26 protein-coding genes are annotated in these 23,957 nt (G+C 68.7%); 12 read left to right on the top strand and 14 right to left on the bottom strand.

Features of this window, described 5'->3' with window-relative positions; genetic code table 11:
• Positions 1-283 (top strand): HNH endonuclease signature motif containing protein (locus ACFFGH_RS31800; RefSeq protein WP_386676464.1); only part of this gene is annotated, 283 nt, incomplete at its 5' end.
• Positions 284-671: 388 nt separating this feature from the next.
• On the opposite strand, the gene ACFFGH_RS31795 is transcribed toward ACFFGH_RS31800, so the two are convergent.
• Together ACFFGH_RS31795 and ACFFGH_RS31790 are read right to left on the bottom strand one after the other, a co-directional pair.
• Complete coding sequence (locus ACFFGH_RS31795; protein ID WP_386676462.1) at positions 672-1,718, bottom strand: glycosyltransferase family 4 protein; 1,047 nt, start codon at positions 1,716-1,718, stop codon at positions 672-674.
• Positions 1,715-2,602: an alpha/beta fold hydrolase gene (locus ACFFGH_RS31790; RefSeq protein ID WP_386676460.1), complete on the bottom strand. Its 888-nt coding sequence runs from the start codon at positions 2,600-2,602 to the stop codon at positions 1,715-1,717. Before ACFFGH_RS31790 ends, ACFFGH_RS31795 begins: the two co-directional genes overlap by 4 nt.
• Positions 2,603-2,697: 95 nt before the next feature.
• Here ACFFGH_RS31790 and treS point away from each other — a divergent pair, with 95 nt between their 5' ends.
• Positions 2,698-4,422 carry a maltose alpha-D-glucosyltransferase gene (gene treS, locus ACFFGH_RS31785; protein WP_386676458.1) on the top strand — a complete coding sequence of 575 codons (1,725 nt, stop codon included), beginning with the start codon at positions 2,698-2,700 and terminating at the stop codon, positions 4,420-4,422.
• Between the two features lie 67 nt (positions 4,423-4,489).
• Positions 4,490-5,293: a 3'-5' exonuclease gene (locus tag ACFFGH_RS31780; protein WP_386676456.1), complete on the top strand. Its 804-nt coding sequence runs from the start codon at positions 4,490-4,492 to the stop codon at positions 5,291-5,293.
• 23 nt (positions 5,294-5,316) lie between these two features.
• On the opposite strand, the gene ACFFGH_RS31775 is transcribed toward ACFFGH_RS31780, so the two are convergent.
• The 3 genes from ACFFGH_RS31775 to glgA all read right to left on the bottom strand — a co-directional run bounded on the left by ACFFGH_RS31775 (position 5,317) and on the right by glgA (position 7,657).
• Positions 5,317-5,568: a type B 50S ribosomal protein L31 gene (locus ACFFGH_RS31775; protein ID WP_386676454.1), complete on the bottom strand. Its 252-nt coding sequence runs from the start codon at positions 5,566-5,568 to the stop codon at positions 5,317-5,319.
• Between the two features lie 61 nt (positions 5,569-5,629).
• On the bottom strand, positions 5,630-6,454 hold the full coding sequence (locus tag ACFFGH_RS31770) for an ABC transporter ATP-binding protein (protein ID WP_386676451.1): 825 nt from the start codon (positions 6,452-6,454) through the stop codon (positions 5,630-5,632).
• 24 nt (positions 6,455-6,478) lie between these two features.
• Positions 6,479-7,657 (bottom strand): glycogen synthase, encoded by a 1,179-nt coding sequence (gene glgA, locus ACFFGH_RS31765; protein WP_446686185.1) that lies wholly within the window; start codon positions 7,655-7,657, stop codon positions 6,479-6,481.
• A gap of 54 nt (positions 7,658-7,711) precedes the next feature.
• Between glgA and glgC the strand changes: the two genes are divergently transcribed.
• A complete protein-coding gene (gene glgC, locus ACFFGH_RS31760; protein WP_386676447.1) occupies positions 7,712-8,950 on the top strand; it encodes a glucose-1-phosphate adenylyltransferase in 1,239 nt (412 codons plus the stop codon).
• A gap of 28 nt (positions 8,951-8,978) precedes the next feature.
• A complete protein-coding gene (gene serB / locus ACFFGH_RS31755) occupies positions 8,979-9,617 on the top strand; it encodes a phosphoserine phosphatase SerB (protein ID WP_386676445.1) in 639 nt (212 codons plus the stop codon).
• A gap of 86 nt (positions 9,618-9,703) precedes the next feature.
• Here the strand turns inward: serB and fabG are convergent, their stop codons facing one another.
• On the bottom strand, positions 9,704-10,414 hold the full coding sequence (gene fabG, locus ACFFGH_RS31750; RefSeq protein ID WP_386676444.1) for a 3-oxoacyl-ACP reductase FabG: 711 nt from the start codon (positions 10,412-10,414) through the stop codon (positions 9,704-9,706).
• 53 nt (positions 10,415-10,467) lie between these two features.
• Here fabG and ACFFGH_RS31745 point away from each other — a divergent pair, with 53 nt between their 5' ends.
• From ACFFGH_RS31745 to ACFFGH_RS31735, 3 genes are read left to right on the top strand one after another with little or no spacing between them, the layout of a single operon-like run.
• A complete protein-coding gene (locus ACFFGH_RS31745) occupies positions 10,468-10,740 on the top strand; it encodes a DUF3099 domain-containing protein (protein ID WP_386676442.1) in 273 nt (90 codons plus the stop codon).
• A 13-nt stretch (positions 10,741-10,753) separates the two neighbouring features.
• Positions 10,754-11,005, top strand: coding sequence for a hypothetical protein (locus ACFFGH_RS31740; RefSeq protein WP_386676440.1), 252 nt, complete (start codon positions 10,754-10,756; stop codon positions 11,003-11,005).
• On the top strand, positions 11,002-11,844 hold the full coding sequence (locus tag ACFFGH_RS31735) for an SURF1 family cytochrome oxidase biogenesis protein (RefSeq protein WP_386676438.1): 843 nt from the start codon (positions 11,002-11,004) through the stop codon (positions 11,842-11,844). The genes ACFFGH_RS31740 and ACFFGH_RS31735 overlap by 4 nt, the downstream gene beginning before the upstream one ends.
• A 25-nt stretch (positions 11,845-11,869) precedes the next feature.
• On the opposite strand, the gene ACFFGH_RS31730 is transcribed toward ACFFGH_RS31735, so the two are convergent.
• Complete coding sequence (locus ACFFGH_RS31730) at positions 11,870-13,468, bottom strand: ABC-F family ATP-binding cassette domain-containing protein (RefSeq protein ID WP_386676436.1); 1,599 nt, start codon at positions 13,466-13,468, stop codon at positions 11,870-11,872.
• A 72-nt stretch (positions 13,469-13,540) separates the two neighbouring features.
• On the opposite strand from ACFFGH_RS31730, the gene ACFFGH_RS31725 reads away from it, so the two are divergent.
• Both ACFFGH_RS31725 and ACFFGH_RS31720 read left to right on the top strand, forming a co-directional pair.
• Positions 13,541-14,143 carry a biotin transporter BioY gene (locus ACFFGH_RS31725; RefSeq protein WP_386676434.1) on the top strand — a complete coding sequence of 201 codons (603 nt, stop codon included), beginning with the start codon at positions 13,541-13,543 and terminating at the stop codon, positions 14,141-14,143.
• A 42-nt stretch (positions 14,144-14,185) separates the two neighbouring features.
• Positions 14,186-15,154, top strand: a complete 969-nt coding sequence (locus tag ACFFGH_RS31720; RefSeq protein ID WP_386676432.1) for a nucleoside hydrolase — start codon at positions 14,186-14,188, stop codon at positions 15,152-15,154.
• Positions 15,155-15,159: 5 nt separating this feature from the next.
• Here the strand turns inward: ACFFGH_RS31720 and gdhA are convergent, their stop codons facing one another.
• The 6 genes from gdhA to sufB are packed head-to-tail and all read right to left on the bottom strand — an operon-like array spanning position 15,160 to position 20,729.
• Complete coding sequence (gdhA, locus tag ACFFGH_RS31715; protein ID WP_386676430.1) at positions 15,160-16,554, bottom strand: NADP-specific glutamate dehydrogenase; 1,395 nt, start codon at positions 16,552-16,554, stop codon at positions 15,160-15,162.
• 56 nt (positions 16,555-16,610) lie between these two features.
• Positions 16,611-16,940, bottom strand: a complete 330-nt coding sequence (locus ACFFGH_RS31710; protein WP_386676429.1) for a metal-sulfur cluster assembly factor — start codon at positions 16,938-16,940, stop codon at positions 16,611-16,613.
• A 5-nt stretch (positions 16,941-16,945) separates the two neighbouring features.
• Complete coding sequence (gene sufC / locus ACFFGH_RS31705; RefSeq protein WP_386676427.1) at positions 16,946-17,710, bottom strand: Fe-S cluster assembly ATPase SufC; 765 nt, start codon at positions 17,708-17,710, stop codon at positions 16,946-16,948.
• 21 nt (positions 17,711-17,731) lie between these two features.
• Positions 17,732-18,070 (bottom strand): non-heme iron oxygenase ferredoxin subunit, encoded by a 339-nt coding sequence (locus tag ACFFGH_RS31700; RefSeq protein WP_386676425.1) that lies wholly within the window; start codon positions 18,068-18,070, stop codon positions 17,732-17,734.
• On the bottom strand, positions 18,070-19,260 hold the full coding sequence (sufD, locus tag ACFFGH_RS31695; protein WP_386676423.1) for a Fe-S cluster assembly protein SufD: 1,191 nt from the start codon (positions 19,258-19,260) through the stop codon (positions 18,070-18,072). The genes ACFFGH_RS31700 and sufD overlap by 1 nt, the downstream gene beginning before the upstream one ends.
• A gap of 50 nt (positions 19,261-19,310) precedes the next feature.
• Positions 19,311-20,729, bottom strand: coding sequence for a Fe-S cluster assembly protein SufB (gene sufB / locus ACFFGH_RS31690; protein WP_386676421.1), 1,419 nt, complete (start codon positions 20,727-20,729; stop codon positions 19,311-19,313).
• A gap of 231 nt (positions 20,730-20,960) precedes the next feature.
• Between sufB and ACFFGH_RS31685 the strand changes: the two genes are divergently transcribed.
• Positions 20,961-21,878, top strand: coding sequence for a COX15/CtaA family protein (locus ACFFGH_RS31685; RefSeq protein ID WP_386676419.1), 918 nt, complete (start codon positions 20,961-20,963; stop codon positions 21,876-21,878).
• Between the two features lie 179 nt (positions 21,879-22,057).
• A complete protein-coding gene (locus tag ACFFGH_RS31680) occupies positions 22,058-22,954 on the top strand; it encodes a putative endonuclease domain-containing protein (RefSeq protein WP_386676417.1) in 897 nt (298 codons plus the stop codon).
• A gap of 80 nt (positions 22,955-23,034) precedes the next feature.
• Here ACFFGH_RS31680 and ACFFGH_RS31675 read toward each other — a convergent pair whose 3' ends face one another.
• A complete protein-coding gene (locus tag ACFFGH_RS31675; RefSeq protein ID WP_386676415.1) occupies positions 23,035-23,955 on the bottom strand; it encodes a heme o synthase in 921 nt (306 codons plus the stop codon).
• Positions 23,956-23,957: the final 2 nt, after the last annotated feature.

The raw sequence follows: 23,957 nt of genomic DNA, 5'->3' as shown, positions 1-23,957 counted from the left end.
CGGCTGCCGGTTCCCCGGCTGTGACCGGCCACCGTCCTGGTGCGAAGCCCACCACCTCAACGAATGGGCCCGCGACGGCGGCCGAACCGATGTCGCCGACGGAATCCTGCTCTGCCGACACCACCACCTGCTCATCCACAACAACGCCTGGCGCATCAAACGCGACCGGGCGAACTACTTCCTTATCCCACCGAGGGAACGCGACCCGCGCCAGACCCCGATCCCGATGCCGTCGAAGAGCTCCGCCCTCGCCGACCTGCAACGACGACGACGAGCCGGCTGAGGTCGTCGGCCCGTTCGAAAGCGCCTCCGAGAAAATCACCCCCCAACTGGTGGTTTGCTCTGTCGGTTGTCCTCCGTAATGTGGACACCAGTCCACCGAAAGGCGGACTTGGGACCCCCACTCCCAGCTTGCCCACCTTGCGGCGGGCCCACCCCCCGGGCCCGCCGTGCAGGCGCCTCCGCATCGGAACATGCCACCCGTAGCGTCCCGATGCGACAGCGCACCAGGTCGATCACCCAGTCGGCCCACCAGTGGGCATCACAGCGACCCCCCAAAGGACCTGCGATGTCGAAAACCCCCACCGACCTGCTCCTCTGGTGCGTGCTCGGAGCCGCCTCCGTACTCACCGTCGCCGGCTCGGTCGCCGGCATCACCGGCTGACCCGGGCTCAGACCCTCAGCAGCAGCTGCAGCAGGATATCGGCCGACTTGCCCCAGTCGAACTTCTCGGCCTGCGCGCGGGCGAGGCGTGAATGCTCCTCCCAGTTCCGCTCCAGCTCCAGCACCGCATCCGCTGCCGCCCGGCTGTCGCCGACTGGGAAGTACGCCGCCCCGGCTCCCCCGATCTCGCGGAAGATCGGGATGTCGCTGACGGCGACGGGCGTGCCGAAGCCCATCGCCTCGACGAGCGGAATGCCGAAGCCCTCATCCCTCGACGCCGACATGAGCGCGGTCGCCTCTGCCAGCACGGCGGCGTACTCCTCGTCGGTGGCGCCATCATGGAACACCAGGGTGTCCGGTGGCGCCAGCCCGAGCAGTCGCTCGCGGTCCTCCGGTCTCGCCTTGCTCATCAGGTGCAGCCGCGCCCCCGGCAGGTGGTGCAGCGCCTTCGCCAGCGTGTCCACGTCCTTGTACGGCATGAACGAGCCCATATAGACGAGCTCCCGCCGCTCGGGCTTCGAGCGTGTCGTGTTCGGCGGCAGGGTGCTGGCATTCGGCACGACCACCACCTGACGCTTCGTGAGCCTGTGCTTCGACACCAGCTGCCGGGTCGTCTCCGACACCGTCACGACGGCATCCGCGCGGTCGAGCGTCATCCGCAGCGGCCACCACCAGAGGTGGTAGGCGCGCCACGCCAGCCGAAGCACGTTCGGGAGGTTCCGTGGCGGCGTTCGATTGCTGTAGTAGATGAGATCGTGCACCGTGGAGACGAAGCGGTAGGTGCGCCCGGCGTCCCCCATGGTCTGCATCGGCGTGTAGACGACATCAGGCTTGAGCTTGTTCACCTGCCGCGCGACCCACGGCTCACGGGCGCTCGTCGGTGCAGAGATCTTGTGCCACGGCAGGTCGGGCAGCAGATTCAGCTGCCGCTCATCCGAGATGAGCATCTCGACCGGGTGCCGCTCCGAAAGTGCGCGCACCAGCTCGGAGCTGAAGCGGCTGATGCCGTCATGCCGGTCGGTGCGCGTGTACCGGCAGTCGAAAAGGATTCTCACGACGCCAGGAACCCGCGAATCGCCTCGGCCGCCTCGGCGGGCTTCTCGTAGTGGATCAGGTGCCCCACATCGGGGAGCACCACCAGCCTCGCGTCCGCGAACCGGGCGGCGAGGCGATGCTGCGCCGCCACATCCGTGATGTCATCCCGATCGGCGGCCACCAGCAGCGTCGGCACGCGGATGTCGGCGGCGAAGTGACTGACATCCGAGCCGACGGATGCGCGGAACGCCTCCAGCACGGTTCGGCGGTCGGCGAAGCCGCTGAAGTACCGGTCGTGCTCTGCGTGGATCCAGCGGCGCAGCGACGCATCCCGGGTCTTCGCCATCGCGACGCTCATCCCGCGCACGATGAGCCGGTTCCGCAGCAGGCCGAACCCCAGCCGCTCGGGCAGCACCGCGCCGAGCCGGTAATAGAGCACCGCCATCCGGGTCAGCACCCCACGAGGACCCGCCAGTGCGGGCGCCGCGATCGGGTTCACGAGCACGAGCTTCGACGCGGGCAGCCCGTCGGCCATCGCCGCCGATGCGACGATGGAGCCGAACGAGTGGCCGAGCAGCACGAAATCGCTGCCGAGCCCCAGCCGGTCGACGAGGGCTGCCAGCCAGGCGCGGTAGCCGGGGATGTCGTGGGCGCCCTCCCCCAGCGGCGTAGACTCGCCGAACCCTGGCAGGTCCGGCGAGATGATCCGGATGTCCGGCAGCTGCGCGACGATCGGCTCCAGACCGTGGTGATCGCCCCGGAATCCGTGCACCGCCAGGATCGTCGTCGTGGCGTCCACCGGGCCGTAGACCCAGTACCGCGTGGTGCCGCCGAGCAGACCCAGTTCGCGCCGCTCGCGGGGCACGCTGTCGAGCAGGCTGGCATACGGAGAGCGATTCGGCATCCCCTCGATTCTAGGCTTCACCGTGTTTTCAGCATTGCTTCCCCAGGCTCACAGTTTTAGCCAAGCTCAAGCTCCCCGACCCTAGACTTCCGAGGGTGACTTTCACCGCGCCCATCACCCTTCCCGGTCTGACGAATGATCCGCAGTGGTATCGACGCAGTGTCTTCTATGAGGTGATGATCCGGTGCTTCGTCGACAGCAACGGCGACGGCACCGGCGACCTCTCGGGACTCATCTCGAAGCTCGATTACCTGCAATGGCTTGGCATCGACGCCATCTGGCTGCCGCCGTTCTACGCGTCTCCGCTGCGTGACGGTGGCTACGACGTCTCCGACTTCACGGCGATCCTGCCCGAGTTCGGAACGCTCGAGGAGTTCCGGGAGCTCGTCACCAAGGCCCATGAGCGCAACATGCGCATCATCATGGACTTCCCGCTGAACCACACCTCGGATCAGCACGAGTGGTTCCAGCAGTCCCGCTCGGATCCCGAGGGTCCGTACGGCGACTACTACGTGTGGAGCGACACGGACGAGAAGTACGAGAACATCCGGATCATCTTCATCGACACCGAGGACTCCAACTGGGCGTTCGACTCCGAGCGGCGGCAGTTCTTCTTCCACCGCTTCTTCGCCCACCAGCCGGATCTCAACTTCGACAACCCGGCGGTGCACGAGGAGATCCACAACATCGTGCGCCACTGGTTCGACATGGGCGTCGACGGGCTCCGGCTGGACGCCATCCCGTACCTGTACGAGTCGGACGAGGGCAACGGCGAGGGTGAGCCCCCGACGCACGACTTCATCAAGCGTCTCCGCGACATGGTGGACCGCGACTACCCCGGCCGCATCCTCGTCGCCGAGGCCAACCAGTGGCCGCGTGAGGTTGCCGCGTTCTTCGGCACCGACGAGGAGCCGGAGTGCCACATGGCGTTCGACTTCCCCGTCATGCCGCGCATCTTCTACTCGCTCCGGTCCCAGCGCGCCGACGAGCTGGTGCGCATCCTGTCCGAGACGACGGATGTGCCGGCGGGTGCCGCGTGGGGTGTGTTCCTGCGCAACCACGACGAGCTGACGCTCGAGATGGTGAGCGAGGAGTACCGGCAGGCGATGTACGGCTGGTACGCGTACGACCCACGGATGCGGTCGAACATCGGTATCCGGCGCCGGCTCGCCCCACTGCTCGACAATTCCCGGGCCGAGCTCGAGCTGGCGCACGCGCTGCTGTTCGCGCTGCCGGGAAGTCCGTTCCTCTATTACGGCGATGAGATCGGGATGGGCGACAACATCTGGTTGCCCGACCGAGACTCCTCCCGCACGCCGATGCAGTGGACGCCGGACCGGAACGCCGGGTTCTCCACCGCCGACCCCGGCAAGCTGTACCTGCCGGTCGTGCAGTCGCTCGTGTACCACTACAACCAGATCAACGTCGAGTCGCAGCTGGCGCAGTCCCGGTCGCTGCTGCACTGGATCCGGAACGTCATCCATGTGCGGAAGGCGCACCCCACCTTCGGGCTCGGGACGCTTCGGGTGCTGCGCACCAACCACGACTCGGTGCTCGCCTTCGTGCGCGAGTACGAGGGCACCGGCGGCCAGATCGGCGACCCGCCCGAGACGATCCTCTGTGTCTTCAGCTTCGCCCATAACCCGGTGTCGGTGAAGATCGAAGCCACCGAGTTCGCCGGATCGCGCCTCTACGACCTGTTCGGGGGCGGCGAGTTCCCATCCATCGACGAGGACGGCACCGTGCACCTCACGCTCGCGACCCAGTCGTTCTACTGGCTGCACGTCGGCGAGCCGCGGTATCCCCTCGGCCGGATGTAGGCGCCCGTTCGGTCGTTCCGGGGCGAGTCGCCGAGGCGGTGTCTCACCCCGACCCTAGGCTCGCCGCATGGCGCGCCGGTGGTACGAGGAACTCGCGGTTTTCGATCTTGAGACGACGGGGGTTGACGTCGAGTCCTGCCGTATCGTTTCGGCTCACGTGGGCATCCTCGACGCGGCCGGCGAGCTGAAGGAGCAGTGGGACTGGCTTGCGGACCCCGGTGTGGAGATCCCCGACGGCGCCGCCGCCGTGCACGGCATCACCACCGAGCGGGCGCGTGCGGAGGGTCGCCCCGCTGCCGAGGTCGTGGGCGAGATCGTCGCCACGCTCGACGCCATCCTGTTCAGCGGGATGCCGCTCGTCGTCTACAACGCGCCCTACGATCTGACGCTGCTCGACCGCGAGGCGCTGCGACACGGCGTGCTGCCCGTGCACGACCCGAGCCCCGTCATCGACCCGCTGGTGATCGACAAGGCGCTCGACAAGTACCGCCGCGGGAAGCGGACACTGACCGTCGCGTCGGAGGTCTACGGCGTCGAGCTGACCGACGCGCACACCGCGGGCGCCGACGCGGTCGCCGCCGGACGGGTGGCGCAGGCCATCGCTCGCGCCTACGAGGGCACCCTCGCCGTGAACGTGCACGAGCTCCACGCGCTGCAGATCGGCTGGAGCTCCGCCCAGGCGGCGAGCTTCGAGGAGTACATGCGGCGCACCGTCGACCCGGCGTTCACCGCCGTCGGCGAGTGGCCGATGCGCGCGCTCCCGGTTCTTCCGAAGACGCGGAAAGGGCGACCCGCCGAAGCGGATCGCCCAGTTCGCGCGAAGGCGGCGAAGCCGGTGCTCGAGGTCGAGGCGGCCGGCGTCGGCGTCTGAACGAATTCAGCGACCGGAGTCGGTTACGCGCCGAAGCCCTTGAAGCGCTGGTTGAACTTCTCGACGCGGCCGGCGCTGTCGAGGATGCGCTGCTTGCCCGTGTAGAACGGGTGCGACTCGGAGGAGATCTCGACATCGATCACCGGGTAGGTGTTGCCGTCCTCCCACTCGATGGTCTTGTCGCTCGACACGGTCGACCGGGTGAGGAACGTCGCGCCCGAGGCGAGGTCACGGAAGACCACCGGTGCGTAGGCGGGGTGGATGTCAGTCTTCATGGTTCTGGTCCTAGAGATTCCGAGGAGAAGTTTTCGGGAGAACGCCCGACTTCCTAGGCTATCACGCTGATCGGCGACCCGGCGTGCGCTCCACCCCACCCGGGTACGCAGCCCGCGCCGTGTAGCGCCCGTCATCGGCCGTGACGATCAGCTCCAGCCCGAAGGCCTCCCCCAGGCTTTCGGCGGTCAGCACCTCGGCGATGGGCCCGGCCGCGGTGACCTTGCCGTTCCGCAGCAGCAGCAGGTGCGTGAACCCCTGCGGGATCTCCTCGACGTGGTGGGTCACCATGATCATCGCCGGCGCCTCGGGTGCGCTGGCATAGCCGCCGAGCAGGTCGAGCAGCTCCTCACGCGCACCGAGGTCGAGGCTTCCGGCCGGCTCGTCCAGCAGCAGCAGCTCCGGGTCGGTCATCACGGCACGCGCGATCTGCACGCGCTTCTGCTCGCCGTCGCTGAGGTTGCCGAACTTGCGCTCCTCCAGGTGGCCGAGCTTCCACTCGTGCAGCACCCGCTGCGCGCGACGCACATCGAGCGTCTCGTACTCCTCGTTCCAGCGTCCGGTCACCGAGTACGCCGCCGTGAGCACCGAGTCGAGCACCGTCTCCTGCGGCGGGATGCGGCGGGCGAGCGCCGTCGACGCGAACCCGATCCGCGGGCGCAGCTCGAACACATCCGTGCGGCCGAGCGTCGAATCGAGCAGCTCGGCGGTGCCCGACGATGGGTGCATGTTGGCGGAGAGGATCTGCAGCAGCGTGGTCTTGCCTGCACCGTTCGGTCCGAGGATCACCCACCGTTCGTCGCTGGCGACCGTCCACGAGATCGAGTCGAGGATGACGTTGCCGCTCCGGACGACGGAGACATCTGTGAGTCTGAGAACCTCGGCCATGATCTCAAAGCCTATTGCAACGCGCTAGGCCATCACGGAGCGGTAAATGGCCACCGTGCGCTCGGCTATCCTCCCCCACCCGAAGTCCGCCTCCGCCCGTTGGCGCCCGGCCTCGCCCATCCGTTTCGCGGCCACCGGGTCGCTGACCACCTCCGTGAGCGCGGCCGCGAGGTCGGCGACGAAGCGCTCCGGGTCGACTGGGGTTCCAGTGCCGTCCTCGAGCTGCTCGATGGGCACCAGGCGGCCGGTCACACCGTCGTCGACCACCTCCGGGATGCCGCCGGTGGCCGTGCCGACGACCGGTGCGGCGCAGGCCATCGCCTCGAGGTTGACGATGCCGAGCGGCTCGTACACGGACGGGCAGACGAACGTGGTGGCGGAGCTGAGCAGCGCGGCGAGCTCCGGCTGGGAGAGCAGCCGGTCGATCCAGACGACGCCGTTGCGCTCCTGCTGCAGCTGCCGGACGCCCGCCTCGACCTCGGCGAGAATCTCGGGCGTGTCGGGGGCGCCGGCGCAGAGCACCAGCTGCACGTCCTGCGGGAGGCGCGCGGCCGCCTGCAGCAGATACGGCAGACCCTTCTGCCGCGTGATCCGGCCGACGAAGACGACGGACGGGCGGTCCGGGTCGACGCCGAGCGCCCGAACCTCGTCCGGCTTGTCCACGGGCCGCCAGCGGTCCAGGTCGATGCCGTTGTGCACGACGTGCACCTTGGATTCGTCGAGCGCCGGGTAGGAGCGGAGGATGTCCCGGCGCATGCCGTCGCTCACCGCGATGACGGCGTTCGCAGAATGGAACGCGGTGCTCTCGATCCAGCTGGAGATGCGGTATCCGCCGCCCAGCTGCTCCGCCTTCCACGGCCGGAGCGGCTCGAGACTGTGTGCGGTGACGACGTGCGGCACGTCGTGCAGCAGCGCGGCGAGATGCCCGGCCATGTTCGCGTACCAGGTGTGGGAATGCACGACGTCCGCCCCGCCAACATCCTGTGAGATCTGCAGGTCGACGCTCATGGTCGCGAGCGAGGGATTCGCCCCGCTCAGCTGCGCCGGCACGAGGTAGCTGGTGACGCCGGGCTCGTCCCGCGGGGTGCCGAAACAGCGCACCCGCACGTCGATGTCGTAGCGCAAAGCCCGCACCAGTTCGGCCACGTGGACGCCGGCGCCCCCGTACACCTCCGGCGGGTATTCACGGCTGAGAATATCCACTCGCATAAATGCTGACGCTAGTACAGCCAGTTGCCAGCCCCCTACTGTTGTGCCATGTCATCGAAGAAGATATTCGGCATTGTTCTGGCTGGTGGCGAAGGAAAACGCCTCATGCCGCTCACCGCCGACCGGGCAAAACCAGCCGTCCCGTTCGGCGGGGGCTACCGGCTCATCGACTTCGCGCTGTCGAATCTCATCAACTCGGGGCTCCGGCAGGTGGTCGTGCTGACCCAGTACAAGTCGCACAGCCTCGACCGCCACGTGTCGCAGACCTGGCGCCTCTCCGGCATCCTCGGCTCCTATGTCGCGTCGGTGCCCGCGCAGCAGCGTCTGGGCAAGCGGTGGTTCTCCGGATCCGCCGACGCCATCATGCAGAGCCTCAACCTGCTGCGTGACGAGCAGCCGGACATCGTCGTGGTGGTCGGCGCCGACCACGTCTACCGCATGGACTTCGGGCAGATGATCGACGCCCACATCGCCTCCGGCGCCGGGGCGACGGTCGCCGCGATCCGCCAGCCGATCTCGACCTCCGACCAGTTCGGCGTCATCGAGGTGTCCGACGACGACCCGACGCGGATCAAGGCGTTCCTCGAGAAGCCGAAGAACCCGCCCGGTCTCGCAGACGCACCCGACGAGATCCTCGCCTCGATGGGCAACTACGTCTTCGACGCCGACAAGCTCATCGAGGGGGTGCTGCGCGACGGTCAGAACCCGGACTCCGACCACGACATGGGCGGCGACCTCATTCCCGACTTCGTCTCCCGCGGCGACGCCGCCGTCTACGACTTCAAGAACAACGAGGTGCCGGGGTCCACCGACCGCGACCGCTATTACTGGCGGGACGTCGGGACGATCGAGTCGTTCTTCGATGCCCACCAGGACCTCATCTCCACGCTGCCCGTGTTCAACCTCTACAACCGCAAGTGGCCGATCTTCAGCCAGCAGCTGAACTCCCCGCCGGCGAAGTTCGTGCGCGACAGCGAGGGCAGGCTCGGGGAAGTCGTCGACTCGATCGTCTCGCTCGGCTGCGTCGTCTCCGGATCGAGCGTCGTCCGCAGTGTCGTCGGCCCGTGGAGCACCATCACCGGTGGTGCGAAGGTGACCGACACGGTGGCGTTCGAGCGGGTGCGGATCGGGGCGGGCGCCGTGGTGGCGAAGGCTATCCTGGACAAGGACATCGTCATCTGCCCCGGCGCAACCGTGGGCGTCGACCCAGAGCTCGACCGGAGCCGCGGGTTCACGGTCACCGATTCCGGCATCACGATCGTCGGAAAAGGCACTACCGTCAACTGAGCCGAGCGCGAAAGGAACGCCCACCCGAATGGCCCGGTTCCTCGTGGTGCTCGACGTGGACTCGACGCTCATCGAGGACGAGGTGATCGAGCTCCTCGCGGCCGAGGCGGGGTCGCACGACGAGGTGGCGGAGATCACCCGGCAGGCGATGAACGGCATGCTGGACTTCAGTGAGAGCCTGCGCGCCCGGGTGGCGACCCTCGAAGGGCTGCCCGTGTCGGTGCTGGAGACGGTGGGCGAGCGGATCCGGATCACGGACGGCGTGCCAGGGCTCGTCGCGGGCGTTCACGAGGCCGACGGCGCGATCGGTGTGGTCTCCGGCGGGTTCCATGAGCTGCTCGACCCGCTCGCGGAGCGGCTCGGGCTCGACTACTGGCGCGCCAACCGGCTCGGGGTCCGCGACGGCACCCTGGACGGAACCTGCTCCGGCACGATCGTGGACGCCGGAACCAAGGCGGACACCCTGCGGGCGTGGGCGGCGGATGCCGGGATCGGCCTGTCCCGCTGCGTCGCGGTCGGCGACGGCGCGAACGACATGCCGATGATGGAGATCGCCGGACTGTCGGTCGCGTTCGACGCCAAGGCGCCGGTGCGGGACCACGCGGACGTGATCATGGACGTGCGCGACCTCACGCAGGTGCTGCCCCTGCTGGGTCTCCCCCGCTGACGGTCCCTCTCCCGCGAGGTCCCGTTTCGGGCGACTGCGCCCGTTGCGCCGGACGCATCAGTCCGGAACGGGAACTGCGCCGGCGGTCAGTGCCCCATCCCGAGGCCGCCGTCGACGGGAAGGACCGCGCCCGAGATGTAGCCGGCGTCGTCCCCCGCGAGCCAGACGATCACCTTCGCGACCTCGGCTGCGGATGCGAAGCGTCCGGCCGGGATGCTCTTCTTGTACTCGGCCTGCTGCGCTTCCGGAAGCTCCGCCGTCATGTCGGTCTCGATGAAGCCAGGCGCGACCACGTTCGCCGTGATGCCGCGGCCGCCGAGCTCGCGGGTCACCGATCGGGCGAGCCCGACGAGTCCGCTCTTCGATGCGGCGTAGTTGACCTGGCCGGCGCCGCCGAACAGACCTACCACGCTCGAGACCAGGATGATCCGGCCGAACTTCGCCTTCAGCATCCCCTTCGACGCGCGCTTCACCACGCGGAATGCGCCACCCAGGTTCGTGTCGACCACCTGTGTGAAGTCCTCGTCGCTCATCCGCATCAGGAGCATGTCGCGGGTGATGCCGGCATTCGCGACCACCACCTCGACGGGGCCGAGCTCCCGCTCCACCTGCGCGAACGCGGCATCGAGGGCGGCCGCGTCGGTGACATCCGCCCGGACGGTGAGGCTGCCCCGCGGGCCGTCACCGGAGCGGGCGGTGACCGCGACCCGGTGTCCGGCGGCGAGGAACTCCTCCGCGATCGCGAAGCCGATGCCCCGGTTGCCGCCAGTGATGAGAACGGTGCGCGAAGTGGTCACGGCTCCCCAGCCTAATGTCACCGCCGCGGCGTAGGCTTGACGCGAGCATCCCAATGAAACCGCAGGCGATCACCTCTCTCGCTCCTTCACCGGAGGAGGACCGCCGCGCCCGGATGGTGAAGTACTCCATCGCGATGGGCATCCGGCTGGTGTGCATCTTCGCCTGCTTCTTCACCCCCGGCTGGTGGCTGCTGATCCCGGCCGCGGGCGCGATCTTCCTCCCGTACGTCGCCGTGGTGTTCGCCAACGTGAGCATGAAGTCGAAGGACGCCGCCGTGCTCCGCCCGGGCGGGCTGCTCCCCGTCCCGCGGAATCGGGAGAAGTGAAGGGAGTGCACGGATGATGGGCTGGGGCGGCGCGCCCGCGAACCCGAAGTGCTCCCGCGCCGGGTGCACCGCCGACGCGAAGTGGCACGTCAATTGGCGGAACCCGCGCATCCACGATGCCGACCGGGTGAAGATCTGGCTGGCGTGCGATGAGCACCGCGACTACCTCTACGACTACCTCGCCGGGCGGAGCTTCCCGGTCACGATCACGCCGCTCGGCATCTCGGTGGAGTCGCTCCCGCTCGAGTCCGAGGACGCGCAGTGACGGGCTGGCGGTTCGCGCTCTCCCGCCGCTGGTTCGGATACCTCGCCCTCACCGTCGTCTTCGCGGTCGCCTGCGTGCTGCTGAGCCAGTGGCAGTGGGCGCGGAACGCGGAGCGGGCGGACGCGATCGAGCGGGTGGAGCAGAACTACGACCGCAGCCCGGAGGCGCTCCCGGATGTACTCGAGTCGCCGGAGGCGTTCGAGCCCGACGACGAATGGACGCCCGTCCGGATGGCCGGCACCTACCTCGTGGACGAGCAGCTGCTGGTGCGGAACCGCCCGCTGAACGGCGCGCCGGGGTTCGAGGTGCTCACCCCGCTGCTGCTGGAGGACGGCTCGGTCTTCGTCGTCGATCGCGGCTGGCTGCCGACCGGGTCGGATTCGGACCTGCCGGACGAGGTCCCGGAGCCGCCCGTCGGCACCGTCACGGTCGTCGCGCACCTGAAGCCGGGTGAGCCGCCAATCCCCGGCCGATCGGCGCCCGAGGGGCAGATCGCCACCGTGCACCTGCAGGACATCGCCGAGCGGCTCGACCGGACGGTGTACACGGGGGCGTACGGGCTGCTGCAGTCGGAGGACCCGGCACCCGCCGTCGCGCCACGGGCGACGGAGCGTCCGGAGGCCGACCCGGGGCCGCACCTCTCGTACGCGCTGCAATGGGTGCTCTTCGGGCTGCTCGCATTCGTCGCGCTCGTCTGGGCGGTGCGCCAGGAGTACCGGGTCCGGAACGCGGACGCGCCAGAAGAGCGCAAGCGCGCGGAGCAGCGTGCGCAGCGGAACGCCGCCCGTCGCTCCGACGACCAGGAAGAGGACGCGATCCTCGACCTCACCTCGAGGTGACGGTCTTCGGCGAAGGTGACGGGAGCTACGCCAGGGCGATGAGGTCGGCGTAGTCCTTGTTCCAGTGGTCCTCGACCCCGTCCGGGAGGATGAGCACCCGCTCCGGGTTGAGAGCCTCGACGGCGCCCTCGTCGTGACTGACCAGCACCACCGCGCCGCTGTATGCGGCGAGGGCGCCGAGGATCTCCTCGCGGCTGGCCGGGTCGAGGTTGTTCGTCGGCTCGTCGAGCAGCAGCACGTTCGCCGCGGAGACGACCAGCATCGCGAGCGCCAGACGGGTCTTCTCGCCGCCGGAGAGCACACCGGCCGGCTTGTACGCGTCGTCTCCGACGAACAGGAACGAGCCGAGCACCCGGCGCGCCTCGGTCTCGGTGATGTTCGGTGAGGCGGACACCATGTTCTCGAGCACCGTGCGCTTCACGTCGAGCGTCTCATGCTCCTGCGCGTAGTAGCCGATGCGGAGGCCGTGGCCCGGCTCGATCCGCCCCGTGTCCGGCTGGTCGACGCCCGCCAGCATCCGCAGCAGCGTCGTCTTGCCGGCGCCGTTCAGCCCGAGCACGACCACTTTGGAGCCGCGGTCGATCGCGAGGTCCACCGCGGTGAAGATCTCCAGCGACCCGTAGCTCTTGCTGAGGTTCGACGCCATGAGCGGCGTCCGGCCGCAGGGCGCCGGCTCCGGGAAGCGCAGCTTCGCCACCCGGTCAGCCTGCCGCACCTCTTCGAGCCCCGACAGCATCCGCTCCGCCCGCGCCACCATCTGGTGCGCGGCGGCCGCCTTCGACGCCTTCGCGCCGAAGCGCGCCGCCTGCAGCTGCAAGGCGCCGGCCTTCTTCTCGACGTTGGCGCGCTCCTTCTTGCGGCGCTCCTCGTCGGCCTCACGCTGGCGGAGGTACAGCTTCCAGCCCATGTTGTAGACGTCGAGCACCTGCCGGTTGGCGTCGAGGTAGAACACCTTGTTCACGGTCTCCCCGACCAGCTCCACGTCGTGGCTGATCACGATGAAGCCGCCGGAGAAGTTCTTCAGGAACTCGCGCAGCCACACCACCGAGTCCGCGTCGAGGTGGTTCGTCGGCTCGTCGAGGATGAGGGTGTCGGCGTCGGAGAACAGGATGCGGGCCAGCTCGATGCGGCGCCGCTGACCGCCGGAGAGGGTCTTCAACGGCTGGTCGAGGATGCGGTCCGGCAGGCTCAGGTTGCTCGCGATCGACGCCGCCTCCGCCTCCGCCGCGTAGCCGCCGAGCGCCAGGAAGCGGTCGTTGAGCTTGCCGTACTGCTTCATCGCGGCCGAGCTGACCGCCTCGTCGGGAGAGGCCATGTCGAGGGAGGCCTGATGCATCCCGAGCACCAGCTTGCCGAGGCCCCGGGCATCGAGGATGCGGGTGCGAGCCAGCTCCTCCGGGTCGCCGCTGCGGGGATCCTGCGGCAGGTAGCCGATCTCACCGGACCGATCGATGCGGCCACCCGACGGCTGCAGCTCGCCCGCCAGGGTCTTCGTCAGCGTCGTCTTTCCGGCGCCGTTCCGGCCGACGAGACCGATCTTGTCGCCCCGGTCGACGCGGAAGTTGACGCCCTCCATCAGGAGCCGGGCACCGACCCGGATCTCGAGATCGTGCACGTTCAGCACAGGCGTCGTCCAATTCTTCCGTCGTCTCTCGACAACGAGGGGGTGGGGGATCAGCCAGATAGTCTACTTGCCATGTCGAACCCCTCCCTCGCGCTCCGCCGCCCAACGCTCGTCGATCGTGTTCTCTCCCGGGGGCTCGCGACCGACATCGCGCTCGTCACGGCGGGAGCCGCGCTGACGGCGGGAGCCGCCCAGCTGGCCGTGCCGCTGTGGCCGGTGCCGATCACGGGGCAGACGCTCGCGGTGCTGGTGGTGGGCGGCGCGCTCGGCGCGGTGCGCGGCGCGCTGTCGATGGTGCTCTACGCGGTGGTCGGGCTCGCCGGCCTGCCGGTCTTCAGCGACGGCGCATCCGGGATCAGCGTGATCGCCGGCCCGACCGGCGGATACATCGTCGGCTTCATCTTCGCGGCGGCGCTCACCGGGTGGCTGGCCGAGCGCAAGTGGGATCGCAAGCTCCTGCGCGGTGCGCTCGCGTTCGCCGCAGGCACGGTCGTGACCTTCGCGTTCGGCCTGCCGTGGCTGTCGTTCGCGCTGCAGGCGAATCTGCAGCAGACGCTGGAGTGGGGCCTTTACCCGTTCATTCTCGGCGGGATCGTGAAGGCGCTGCTCGCCGCCGGCATTCTGCGCGGCGCCTGGGGCGTCGTCTCCTGGGCGGACTCCCGCAAACAGGGCTGACGCTCCCTCCCGTTCCGCCGGACTGCAGGACGAAGGAGAACCATGGGCGACGTCACGCCGACCCGCATCATCCTCGACACCGACCTCGCCATGGGCGTGCCCGGCTCGGACATCGACGATGGGTTCGCGCTGGCGCTGGCTCTCGCCGAGCCGGCGATCCAGCTCGAGCTGGTCACGACGGTGAACGGCAACGCCGACGTCGAGAGCGGGTCGCTGCTGAGCGGTGAGCTGCTCGAACGACTGGGCTTCCCCGACGTGCCGGTCGTGCAGGGCGCCGCCGCCCCACTCGTCTTCCCGGACAAGCGACGCGGCGCACCCGACCACATCCGCGAGCGGTTCGGGCATCGGCTCCCCCGTCCCGGCTACGCTGCCGCCGAGCTCGCCGCCCGTGCCGCCGCGGAGCCCGGCGAGGTCACGATCGTCGCCATCGGGCCGCTCACGAACCTCGCGGCCGCGCTCAGCCTGGACCCCGACTTCGCGACCAACGTCCGCGAGATCGTCGTCATGGGCGGCATCTATCTCGGGCACACCAACCGGGCCGGGATGCCGGGCGAGTTCAACTTCTGGGTCGACCCGGAGGCCGCCGACGCCGTGTTGCGGTCGGGCGCCCGGATCCGGCTCGTCGGTCTCGATGTGACCCTGCAGGTGCAGCTCACCCGGCGGGACGCGGAGGAGCTGCGGGCGGGCGAGAGCACGTTCGGTTCGTTCGCCGGCGAGTACACACTCGGCTGGATCGAGCACCTCGCGCGGACCAACCCCGGCGACCCGCAGGCGGCGGAATCCTGTGCCATGCACGACCCGCTGGCCGTCGCGGCCGTCGTGCGCCCCGAGCTGCTCACCTGGCGAGACGCGCACGTCGCCGTGGTGACAGGTCCCGGCATCGCCCGTGGTGTCGCCGTCGCCGACTTCCTCGTCACCGACACGGCTCCGAGCCCGAACGTGAGCGTCGCGGTGGACGTCGACGTCGATGCCTTCCGCTCCTACTTCCTGGCGCGCATCTCCTCGATCTGACGCTGCTAGATCACGCCGAGGGCGAGCATCGCGTTCGCAACGCGGGTGAAGCCGTCGATGTTGGCGCCCAGCACGTAGTTGCCGGGCGCGCCGTACTCCTCCGCGGTGGTGGCGCAGTCCTCGTGGATGCCGACCATGATCTCCTGCAGCCGCGCCTCGGTGTGCTCGAACGACCAGGAGTCCCGGGACGCGTTCTGCTGCATCTCCAGGGCGCTGGTCGCGACGCCGCCGGCGTTCGCCGCCTTGCCCGGTCCGAAGAGCACGCCGGCTTCGCTGAAGAGCCGCGCCGCCTCCGGCGTGGACGGCATGTTGGCGCCCTCGGCGACGGCCAGGAGGCCGTTCTCGGTCAGCACCTTGGCATCCGCCTCGTTCAGCTCGTTCTGCGTCGCGCACGGGAGCGCCACGTCCACGCGCGTCGTCGAAGTCAGGCTCCAGATGGTTGCGCCGGTGCGGTAGTCGGATGCGTTCCCCCGCGCCTCCGCATACGCCGACAGCCGACCGCGGCGCACCTCCTTGACCTCCTGCAGCAGGTCGAGGTCGATGCCGCCGTCGTCGAACACCACCCCGGACGAGTCGGAGCAGGCGACCACGGTGCCGCCGAGCTGATGCACCTTCTGGATGGCGTAGATCGCGACGTTCCCCGATCCGGACACCAGCACGCGCTTGCCCTCGAACGACTCGCCCCGGGTCTTCAGCATCTCGTCGGCGAAGTAGACCGCGCCATAGCCGGTCGCCTCGGGACGAACGAGCGAGCCACCCCAGCCGACGCCCTTGCCGGTGATGACGCCCGACTCGTAGCGATTGGTGATGCGCTTGTACTGGCCGAAGAGGTAGCCGATCTCACGGCCGCCGACCCCGATGTCGCCGGCCGGCACATCGGTGTGCTCGCCGAGGTGCCGGTACAGCTCCGTCATGAACGACTGACAGAACCGCATGACCTCGCCGGTGGACTTCCCCTTGGGATCGAAGTCGCTGCCGCCCTTCCCGCCGCCGATGGGCATTCCGGTGAGCGCGTTCTTGAACACCTGCTCGAAGCCGAGGAACTTGATCGTGCCGAGGTACACCGAGGGGTGGAACCGCAGGCCGCCCTTGTACGGGCCGAGCGCCGAGTTGAACTCGACCCGGAAGCCGCGGTTGATCTGCACGCGGCCCTGGTCGTCGGTCCACGGGACCCGGAAGATGATCTGCCGCTCGGGCTCGCACATCCGCTCCAGGATCGACGCCTCGGCGTACTCGGGGTGCCGGCTGAGCACCGGCCCGAGCGATTCGAACACCTCCCGGGCGGCCTGGTGGAATTCCGCCTCACCGGGGTTGCGGCGAAGGACCAGGTCGAAGACAGGCTGGATGCGGGCGTCGAGTTGCGACATTGCGGGTGCGGCTTTCTGGGTCAGCGCATGCATGCGAGCGAACCGGACCGCGAGTCGCGGCCGGGTGGATGGATCTGGCCGAGCGCTCGCTAGATCGCGAAGCCGAGGGCGCGCATCATCTCGCGCCCGTCATCCGTGATCCGCTCGGGACCCCATGGCGGCATCCACACCCAGTTGATGCGGAACCGCTCCACGACTCCGTCGAGCGACTGTGCCACCTGCTCCTCGATCACGTCGGTGAGCGGGCAGCCGGCCGAGGTCAGGGTCATGCTGAGGATGAGCGCATCGTTCTCCTCGTCCCAGGTGAGGTCGTAGACGAGGCCCAGATCGACGATGTTGACCCCGAGCTCGGGGTCCATGACGTCTTTCAGCGCTTCCTCGACCTGGTCGAAGAGCTGCGGTTCGAGAGCGACCGGCATGAGAGTCAGCCTACGCTCGTCCCGTTGAGATAGCGATCGTAGCCCTCTTCCTCGAGCCGCTCGGCGAGCTCGGGGCCGCCCTCCTCCGCGATCCGGCCGTCGACGAAGACGTGCACGAAGTCGGGGTGGATGTAGCGGAGGATGCGGGTGTAGTGGGTGATCAGCAGGATGCCGAGGCCGGTGCTGGCCTTCGCGCGGTTCACGCCCTCCGAGACCACCTTCAGCGCGTCGACGTCGAGGCCGGAGTCGGTCTCGTCGAGCACGGCGAACTTCGGCTTCAGCAGCTCGAGCTGCATGATCTCGTGGCGCTTCTTCTCTCCGCCCGAGAAGCCCTCGTTGACGTTGCGCTCCGCGAACGTCGGGTCCATCCGGAGGTCGGTCATGTGGGTGCGGAGGTCCTTGATCCAGCTGCGGATCGGCGGCGCCTCCCCGTCGATGGCGGTCTTCGCGGTCCGCAGGAAGTTCGACACCGTGACGCCGGGGATCTCGACCGGGTACTGCATGGCGAGGAACATCCCGGCGCGGGCGCGCTCGTCGACGCTCATCGCCAGCACGTCCTCACCGTCGAGGGTGATGGTGCCGCCGTCGACCTGGTAGCGCGGGTGACCGGCGATCGTGTAGGCGAGGGTGGACTTGCCGGAGCCGTTCGGGCCCATGACGGCGTGGATCTCGCCCTCGTTGATGGTGAGATCGACGCCCTTCAGGATGGGCTTCGGGCCGGAGTCGGTGGCGATGCTGACCTGCAGATCGCGGATTTCAAGTACGGACATGGGATTCCTCGTGAGGTCGGGTCAGCGTCCCGCGCCGCTGGGCACGGTGACGCTCGGGTCGATGAGCACGTCGTCGCCGTCGAGGGTGACGACGTAGACGGGGACGGGTTCGTACGCGGGCAGGGTGAGCGGCTTGCCGGTGGTGAGTGAGAACTTGGAGCCGTGGGCCCAGCATTCGAGGGTGTCATCCTCGACGAATCCCTCGCTCAGGGAGATGTCGCCGTGGGTGCAGGTGTCGCCGATGGCGTGCACCGTCCCGGCGGAGTCGAGCACGACCGCGATCGGCACACCGTCCACCTCGACGCGCTTCGCGGTGTCCGGCGCGAGCTCGGAGAGGGAGCAGACCTTCGTGGCCGGCACTACTTCGTCCCCACTGCTTCGAGCTCCGCCTCGATGGCCACCTCGAGCCGGGCCTCGAGCTCGGGCTGGCCGATCTTCTGCACGATCTCGGCGAGGAAGCCGAGCACCACCAGCCGACGGGCCTCCGCCTCCGGGATGCCGCGGGAGGCCAGGTAGAACAGCTGCTCGTCGTCGAACCGCCCGGTGGCGCTGGCGTGACCGGCACCGGCGATGTCGCCGGTCTCGATCTCCAGGTTCGGGATGGAGTCGGCTCGGGTGCCGTCGCTGAGCACCAGGTTGCGGTTCTGCTCGTAGCTGTCGGTGCCGGGGGCGGTGCGGCCGATCAGCACGTCGCCGACCCAGACGGTGCGGGCGCCATCACCGTTCAGTGCGCCCTTGTACGCCACGCGGCTGCGGGTGTGCGGCGCATCGTGGTGGACGTACACGCGCTGCTCGAGGTGCTGCTTCGCGTCGGCGAAGTACACGCCGAAGAGCTCCCCGTCCGCGCCCTCTTCCGCGAGGTGCGCGGAGGGGTTCACGCGGACCACCTTGCCGCCGAGGCTGACGACGATGTGCTTGAGGTATGCGCCGTGGCCGACCCGTGCGAAGTGGCTGGCGAGGTGCAGTGCGTCGTCGTCCCACTCCTGCACAGACACCACGGTGAGGCGGGCGCCGTCCTCGACGACGATCTCGACGTTCTCGGTGAGGTGTGCTGTGCCGGTGCTCTGCAGGATGACGAGGCCGTCGGTGTTGGGCTTCGCGGTGATCACGGTGTGCGCGGCACGAGGGCTGTCGCCCAGCGCCGCGCGCGTGATCGTGAGCGGCTGGGTCGATTCGGCTTCGATCGTGACGGCGAGGGCCTTCTCGAAGCTCGACCAGGCGTTCGCGGCGGCGCGCTCCTCACTGGTTCCGGCGCGCCCGATGCGCTCGTCATCCCGGCCGATCCACTCGACGGTGACGCCCGGCTGCTGCACGGTGGAGACCTCGTACGGCGAGCCGTCGAGCAGCCCGTCGATCAGCGCGGTCAGCAGCGGGACCGGGGTGAGCTTCCACTCCGCCTCCCGGCCGGTGACGGGCGGGAAGTCGGCGTGGTTCTTCGACGCGAACCGCTCGGCGCGGGACTGCACCGGAACGGCGCCATGGCTGTGCTTCGTCAACCCGTGCTGCGCCGGGTCGACGGTCGTGGCGGTCGTCGCTGTGTCGGTCGGCATTGCGGCGACTCGTCCTTTCATCGTTCGGGCGGGCGTCGTTTGGCCCCGGCTCAACCGACGCTGCCTTCCATGCTCATCTCGATGAGCTTGTTCAGCTCGAGCGCGTACTCCATCGGCAGCTCTCGGGCGATCGGCTCGATGAAGCCGCGGACGATCATGGCCATCGCCTCGTCCTCGGGGAGCCCGCGGGACTGCAGGTAGAACAGCTGCTCCTCGCTCACCCGCGAGACGGTCGCCTCGTGGCCGAGCTGCACGTCGTCCACCCGGATGTCGATGGCCGGGTAGGTGTCGGAGCGCGAGATGGTGTCGACGAGCAGCGCGTCGCATCGGACCGTGTTGGCGGAGTGATGCGCCTTCTCGTCGACCCGGACCTCACCGCGGTAGCCGGCACGGCCCCCGCCGCGGGCGATCGACTTGGAGACGATCGACGACGTCGTGTACGGCGCCATGTGGATCATCTTCGCGCCGGCGTCCTGGTGCTGGCCTGGGCCGGCGAACGCGACGGAGAGGGTCTCGCCCTTGGCGTGCTCCCCCATCAGGAAGATCGACGGGTACTTCATCGTCACCTTGGAGCCGATGTTGCCGTCGATCCACTCCATCGTCGCGCCCTCGGCGGCCGTGGCACGCTTCGTGACGAGGTTGTAGACGTTGTTCGACCAGTTCTGGATGGTCGTGTAGCGCACGCGCGCGTTCTTCTTCACGATGATCTCGACGACCGCGGAGTGCAGCGAGTCGGACTTGTAGATCGGCGCGGTGCAGCCCTCGATGTAGTGGACGTAGCTGCCCTCGTCCGCGATGATGAGCGTCCGCTCGAACTGGCCCATGTTCTCGGTGTTGATGCGGAAGTAGGCCTGCAGCGGGATCTCGACGTGCACGCCCGGCGGCACGTAGACGAAGGAGCCGCCGGACCAGACGGCCGTGTTCAGCGCGGCGAACTTGTTGTCGCCGGACGGGATGACAGTGCCGAAGTACTCCTTGAAGAACTCGGGGTGCTCCTTCAGGGCCGTGTCGGTGTCCATGAAGATGACGCCCTGGTCCTCCAGCTCCTTCTGGATCTGGTGGTACACGACCTCGGACTCGTACTGCGCGGCGACGCCGGAGACCAGGCGCTGCTTCTCCGCCTCCGGGATTCCGAGACGGTCGTAGGTGTTGCGGATGTCCTCAGGCAGGTCCTCCCAGCTCTGGGCCTGCTGCTCCGTCGAGCGGACGAAATACTTGATGTTGTCGAAGTCGATGCCCGACAGGTCGGCGCCCCACTGCGGCATGGGCTTCATCTCGAAGAGCTTGAGCGCCTTGAGGCGGTTCTTCAGCATCCACTCCGGCTCATTCTTGAGGCGGGAGATGTCGGTGACCACGTCGGGCCCGATGCCACGCCGAGCGGACGCACCAGCGGTGTCGGAATCGGCCCAGCCGAATTCATACTGTCCGAGGTTGGCGAGTTCGGGGCGGTCGATCAGGACGTCTGACATGAATACCTCTTTCCTACCGAGAACAACCGATCTGGCTGGCGCGGCATTCCACGAACAGCCTCGTCAGCCGGGAAATGGTGTCAATGCGTGCTGTCCGGTACGCCTGCCTAGACTGAAACAGGACGCCGTGAAAGAACATCTCGGGCGGCGTCATCGACATCCCGGCTGCGTGTCCGTGAACCGGACGATTCTACAGGGCTTCGCCGGGAACGGAATGAGAGGGCAGCAACCGTGACCGAAGCGGCCACCCGCAGCGCGAGTGGGGTCGAGCGATTCCGCGCCTGGCTTCCCCGCACGGTGGACCGCCGGGTGCGGCTGCTGGCCTGGCTGTCGCTGGCATCCCAAGTGCTCATCGTCGCGACTGGCGGCGCGGTGCGGCTGACCGGATCGGGGCTCGGCTGCCCGACCTGGCCCTTGTGCACCGCTGAGTCGATCGTCGCGACGCCCGAGATGGGCATCCACGGGGTGATCGAGTTCGGGAACCGCCTGCTGACGTTCGTGCTGATCGTGATCGCGGCGGCGATGTTCCTGGCCGTCTCGCAGTTCCGTCGGGAGCGCCCCGAGCTCTTCCGGTTGTCACTGGCGCTCGGCTTCGGCATCATCCTGCAGGCTGTCGTGGGTGGGTTCACGGTGTGGCTGAACCTGCATCCGGGTGCCGTCGGGGTGCACTTCATGATCTCGGTCGTGCTGGTGGCGCTCGCGACGGTGCTGGTCTACCGGGCGACGTACGGACCGCGCGGTGCGCGGAACGCACCGAATGGGCTGGTGATCGCCACGCATCTGCTCACCGGCGTGGCGGCCGTGGCGATCTACATGGGGGTGCTCACCACCGGTGCGGGACCGCATGCGGGCGATGAGCTCAGCGCCCGCAACGGCCTGGATCCGGCGATCATGCAGCACCTGCACGCGTGGCCGGGCTACGCGATGCTGGCGCTCGCGGTGCTCGTCGCGGTGTGGGCGCGGCTCGCCGAGCGTGACCGCACCTTCCGCTTCTCCGGGTGGCTGATCGTCGCGATGCTGGCGCAGATCGCGGTCGGCATCACCCAGTCCCGCACGGGCCTCCCCGAGCTTCTGGTCGGCGTCCACATGGTCCTCGCCTGCGTCCTCGCCTCCCTTACCGCAGCCGTAGTCCTCTCCCTCCGCCGCTAACCGCTCCCCCGACCCCGCCGTTTGCGGACTTCGGTGCGTGTCCGGGCTCCGGCACCCACCGAAGTCCGCAAGTGTGGGCCTGGGGATAACCACGCGGCTTGTGGATTCCGGGCACAAGGTCCCACGGGTGCCGAGAATGCCGGAATGAGGCCAGTTGACTGCCGGCGCTGCGGAGTCGCATGACGCGCCGCGCGCCACTTCCCGAGGGCATCGAGCCCGAACGTTTCCTCGCCCGCGACGCGCGCGCCGCCGGGTCGACGTCCGATCGCCTACGCGCGGCGGATCTCTCGCGCCCGTTCTGGGGTGTCCGCACGGCCCGGCCTGCCGAAAGCACGGCCGACCGATGTCGTGCGCTTGCCCTTCGGCTACCGGCCGAGGGGTGTTTCTCCCACTCCACCGCCGCGATCCTCTTCGGCGCACCTCTTCCGTCCCGGCTGGAGGGGGCACCCGGTCTGCACGTCACCGTTCCGCGGGGCCAGCGCGCGATGGACGCCGCTGGGGTGGTGGGCCACCAATTGACGCTGAGCGACTCGGATGTCGGCACGGTGTTGGGGCTCCCCGTCACGAAGCCCGCGAGGACTTGGTGTGATCTGGCATCGTTGCTGTCCCTCGCCGAGCTCGTTGCCGTTGGGGATCACCTGCTCGGCCGCGGCGCGCCGTTGGTGAGCCGGCACGAACTCGCGGCGGCGTCCGTTCGGTATGCGAGTAGCCGGGGTGCGCGCACGCGGCGTGCGGCACTGCCGCTCTTGAGCGCCCGAGCCGAATCGCCGGCGGAGTCCCGGCTGCGGGTCCTCCTCGTCACGGCCGGGTACGCCGATCTGGTGGTGAACGAACCGGTGTACGACAAGGCTGGGCGGTTCCTGGCCCGACCGGACCTCCGTTTCCGGCACGTCCCGGTGATTCTCGAGTACGAGGGCGACCACCACCGATCCGACAAGGCGCAGTGGCGCAAGGACATCGCGCGTGTCGAGCGCCTTCAGTCTCATGGCTGGCACGTGGTGCGCGTCACAGCAGATGACCTTGCGAATCCTTCAGCGCTGCTCCGACGCCTGCGCTCGTTGCTCAGCCAGCTGTAGCCCTCTCAGTTGCGGGCTTCGGTGGGTGTTCGGTGCTGAGGACCCACCGAAGTGCGCAAGTGGCGACTCCGGGGGTGGGGTTAGAAGGGGAGGAGGGGGTCGATGCCGACGGCGACGAAGAGGAGGGTGAGGTAGGTGATGCTGGCGTGGAAGACGCGCATCGGCTTCGGGTCTCTGGCGCGGATCGCCTCCGAGTACAGGCGGTGGCTCTCGTAGACGAACCACGTGCCGGTGATCACCGCCACCAGCGAGTAGACGACGCCCATGCCGGCCACCGGGATGAGCAGCAGCGAGCATGCGACCGTCGCCCACGCGTACAGGACCACCTGCAGTCCCACCAGTGAGCGCCCGCGCACCACCGCGAGCATCGGCACGCTGGCCGCCTCGTAGTCGTCGCGGTACTTCATCGACAGCGGCCAGTAGTGCGGCGGCGTCCACAGGAAGACCACGGCGAAGAGGATCCAGGCGGGCCAGTCGAGCGAACCGGTGACTGCCGCCCAGCCGATGATCACCGGGAAGCACCCGGCGATCCCGCCCCAGATGATGTTCTGCTCGGTCCGGCGCTTCAGCACGAGGGTGTAGATCAGCACGTAGAACGCGATCGCGCCGGCGGAGAGGGCGGCGGCCAGCCAGTTCACGAACACGGCGAACCACACCGTCGACCCGACCGCGGTGATCCAGGAGAACGCGAGCGCCTCCCCCGGGCTCAGCTCACCGGTGACGAGCGGCCGGCGCTTCGTCCGGTGCATCACCATGTCGATGTCGCGGTCGAGATACATGTTGAACGCCGCCGCGCTGCCCGCGCTCATCGCCCCACCGACCAGCGTCGCCAGCACGAGCCACACGTCCGGGATCCCGTTCGCCGCGAGGACCATGACCGGCAGCGTCGTCACGAGCAGCAGCTCCATGACCCGCGGCTTCGTCAGGGCGACGTAGGCCTTGACCTTCCGCAAGAGCCCTGCCGGCGCGGGGCGTACGCGGGAAGTGGCAAGAACGTCCATTG

The organism is Lysobacter korlensis, assembly GCF_042434515.1.
The sequence above is the reverse complement of the archived record's forward strand: the minus strand, read 5'-3'. Positions and strand labels throughout refer to the sequence as shown.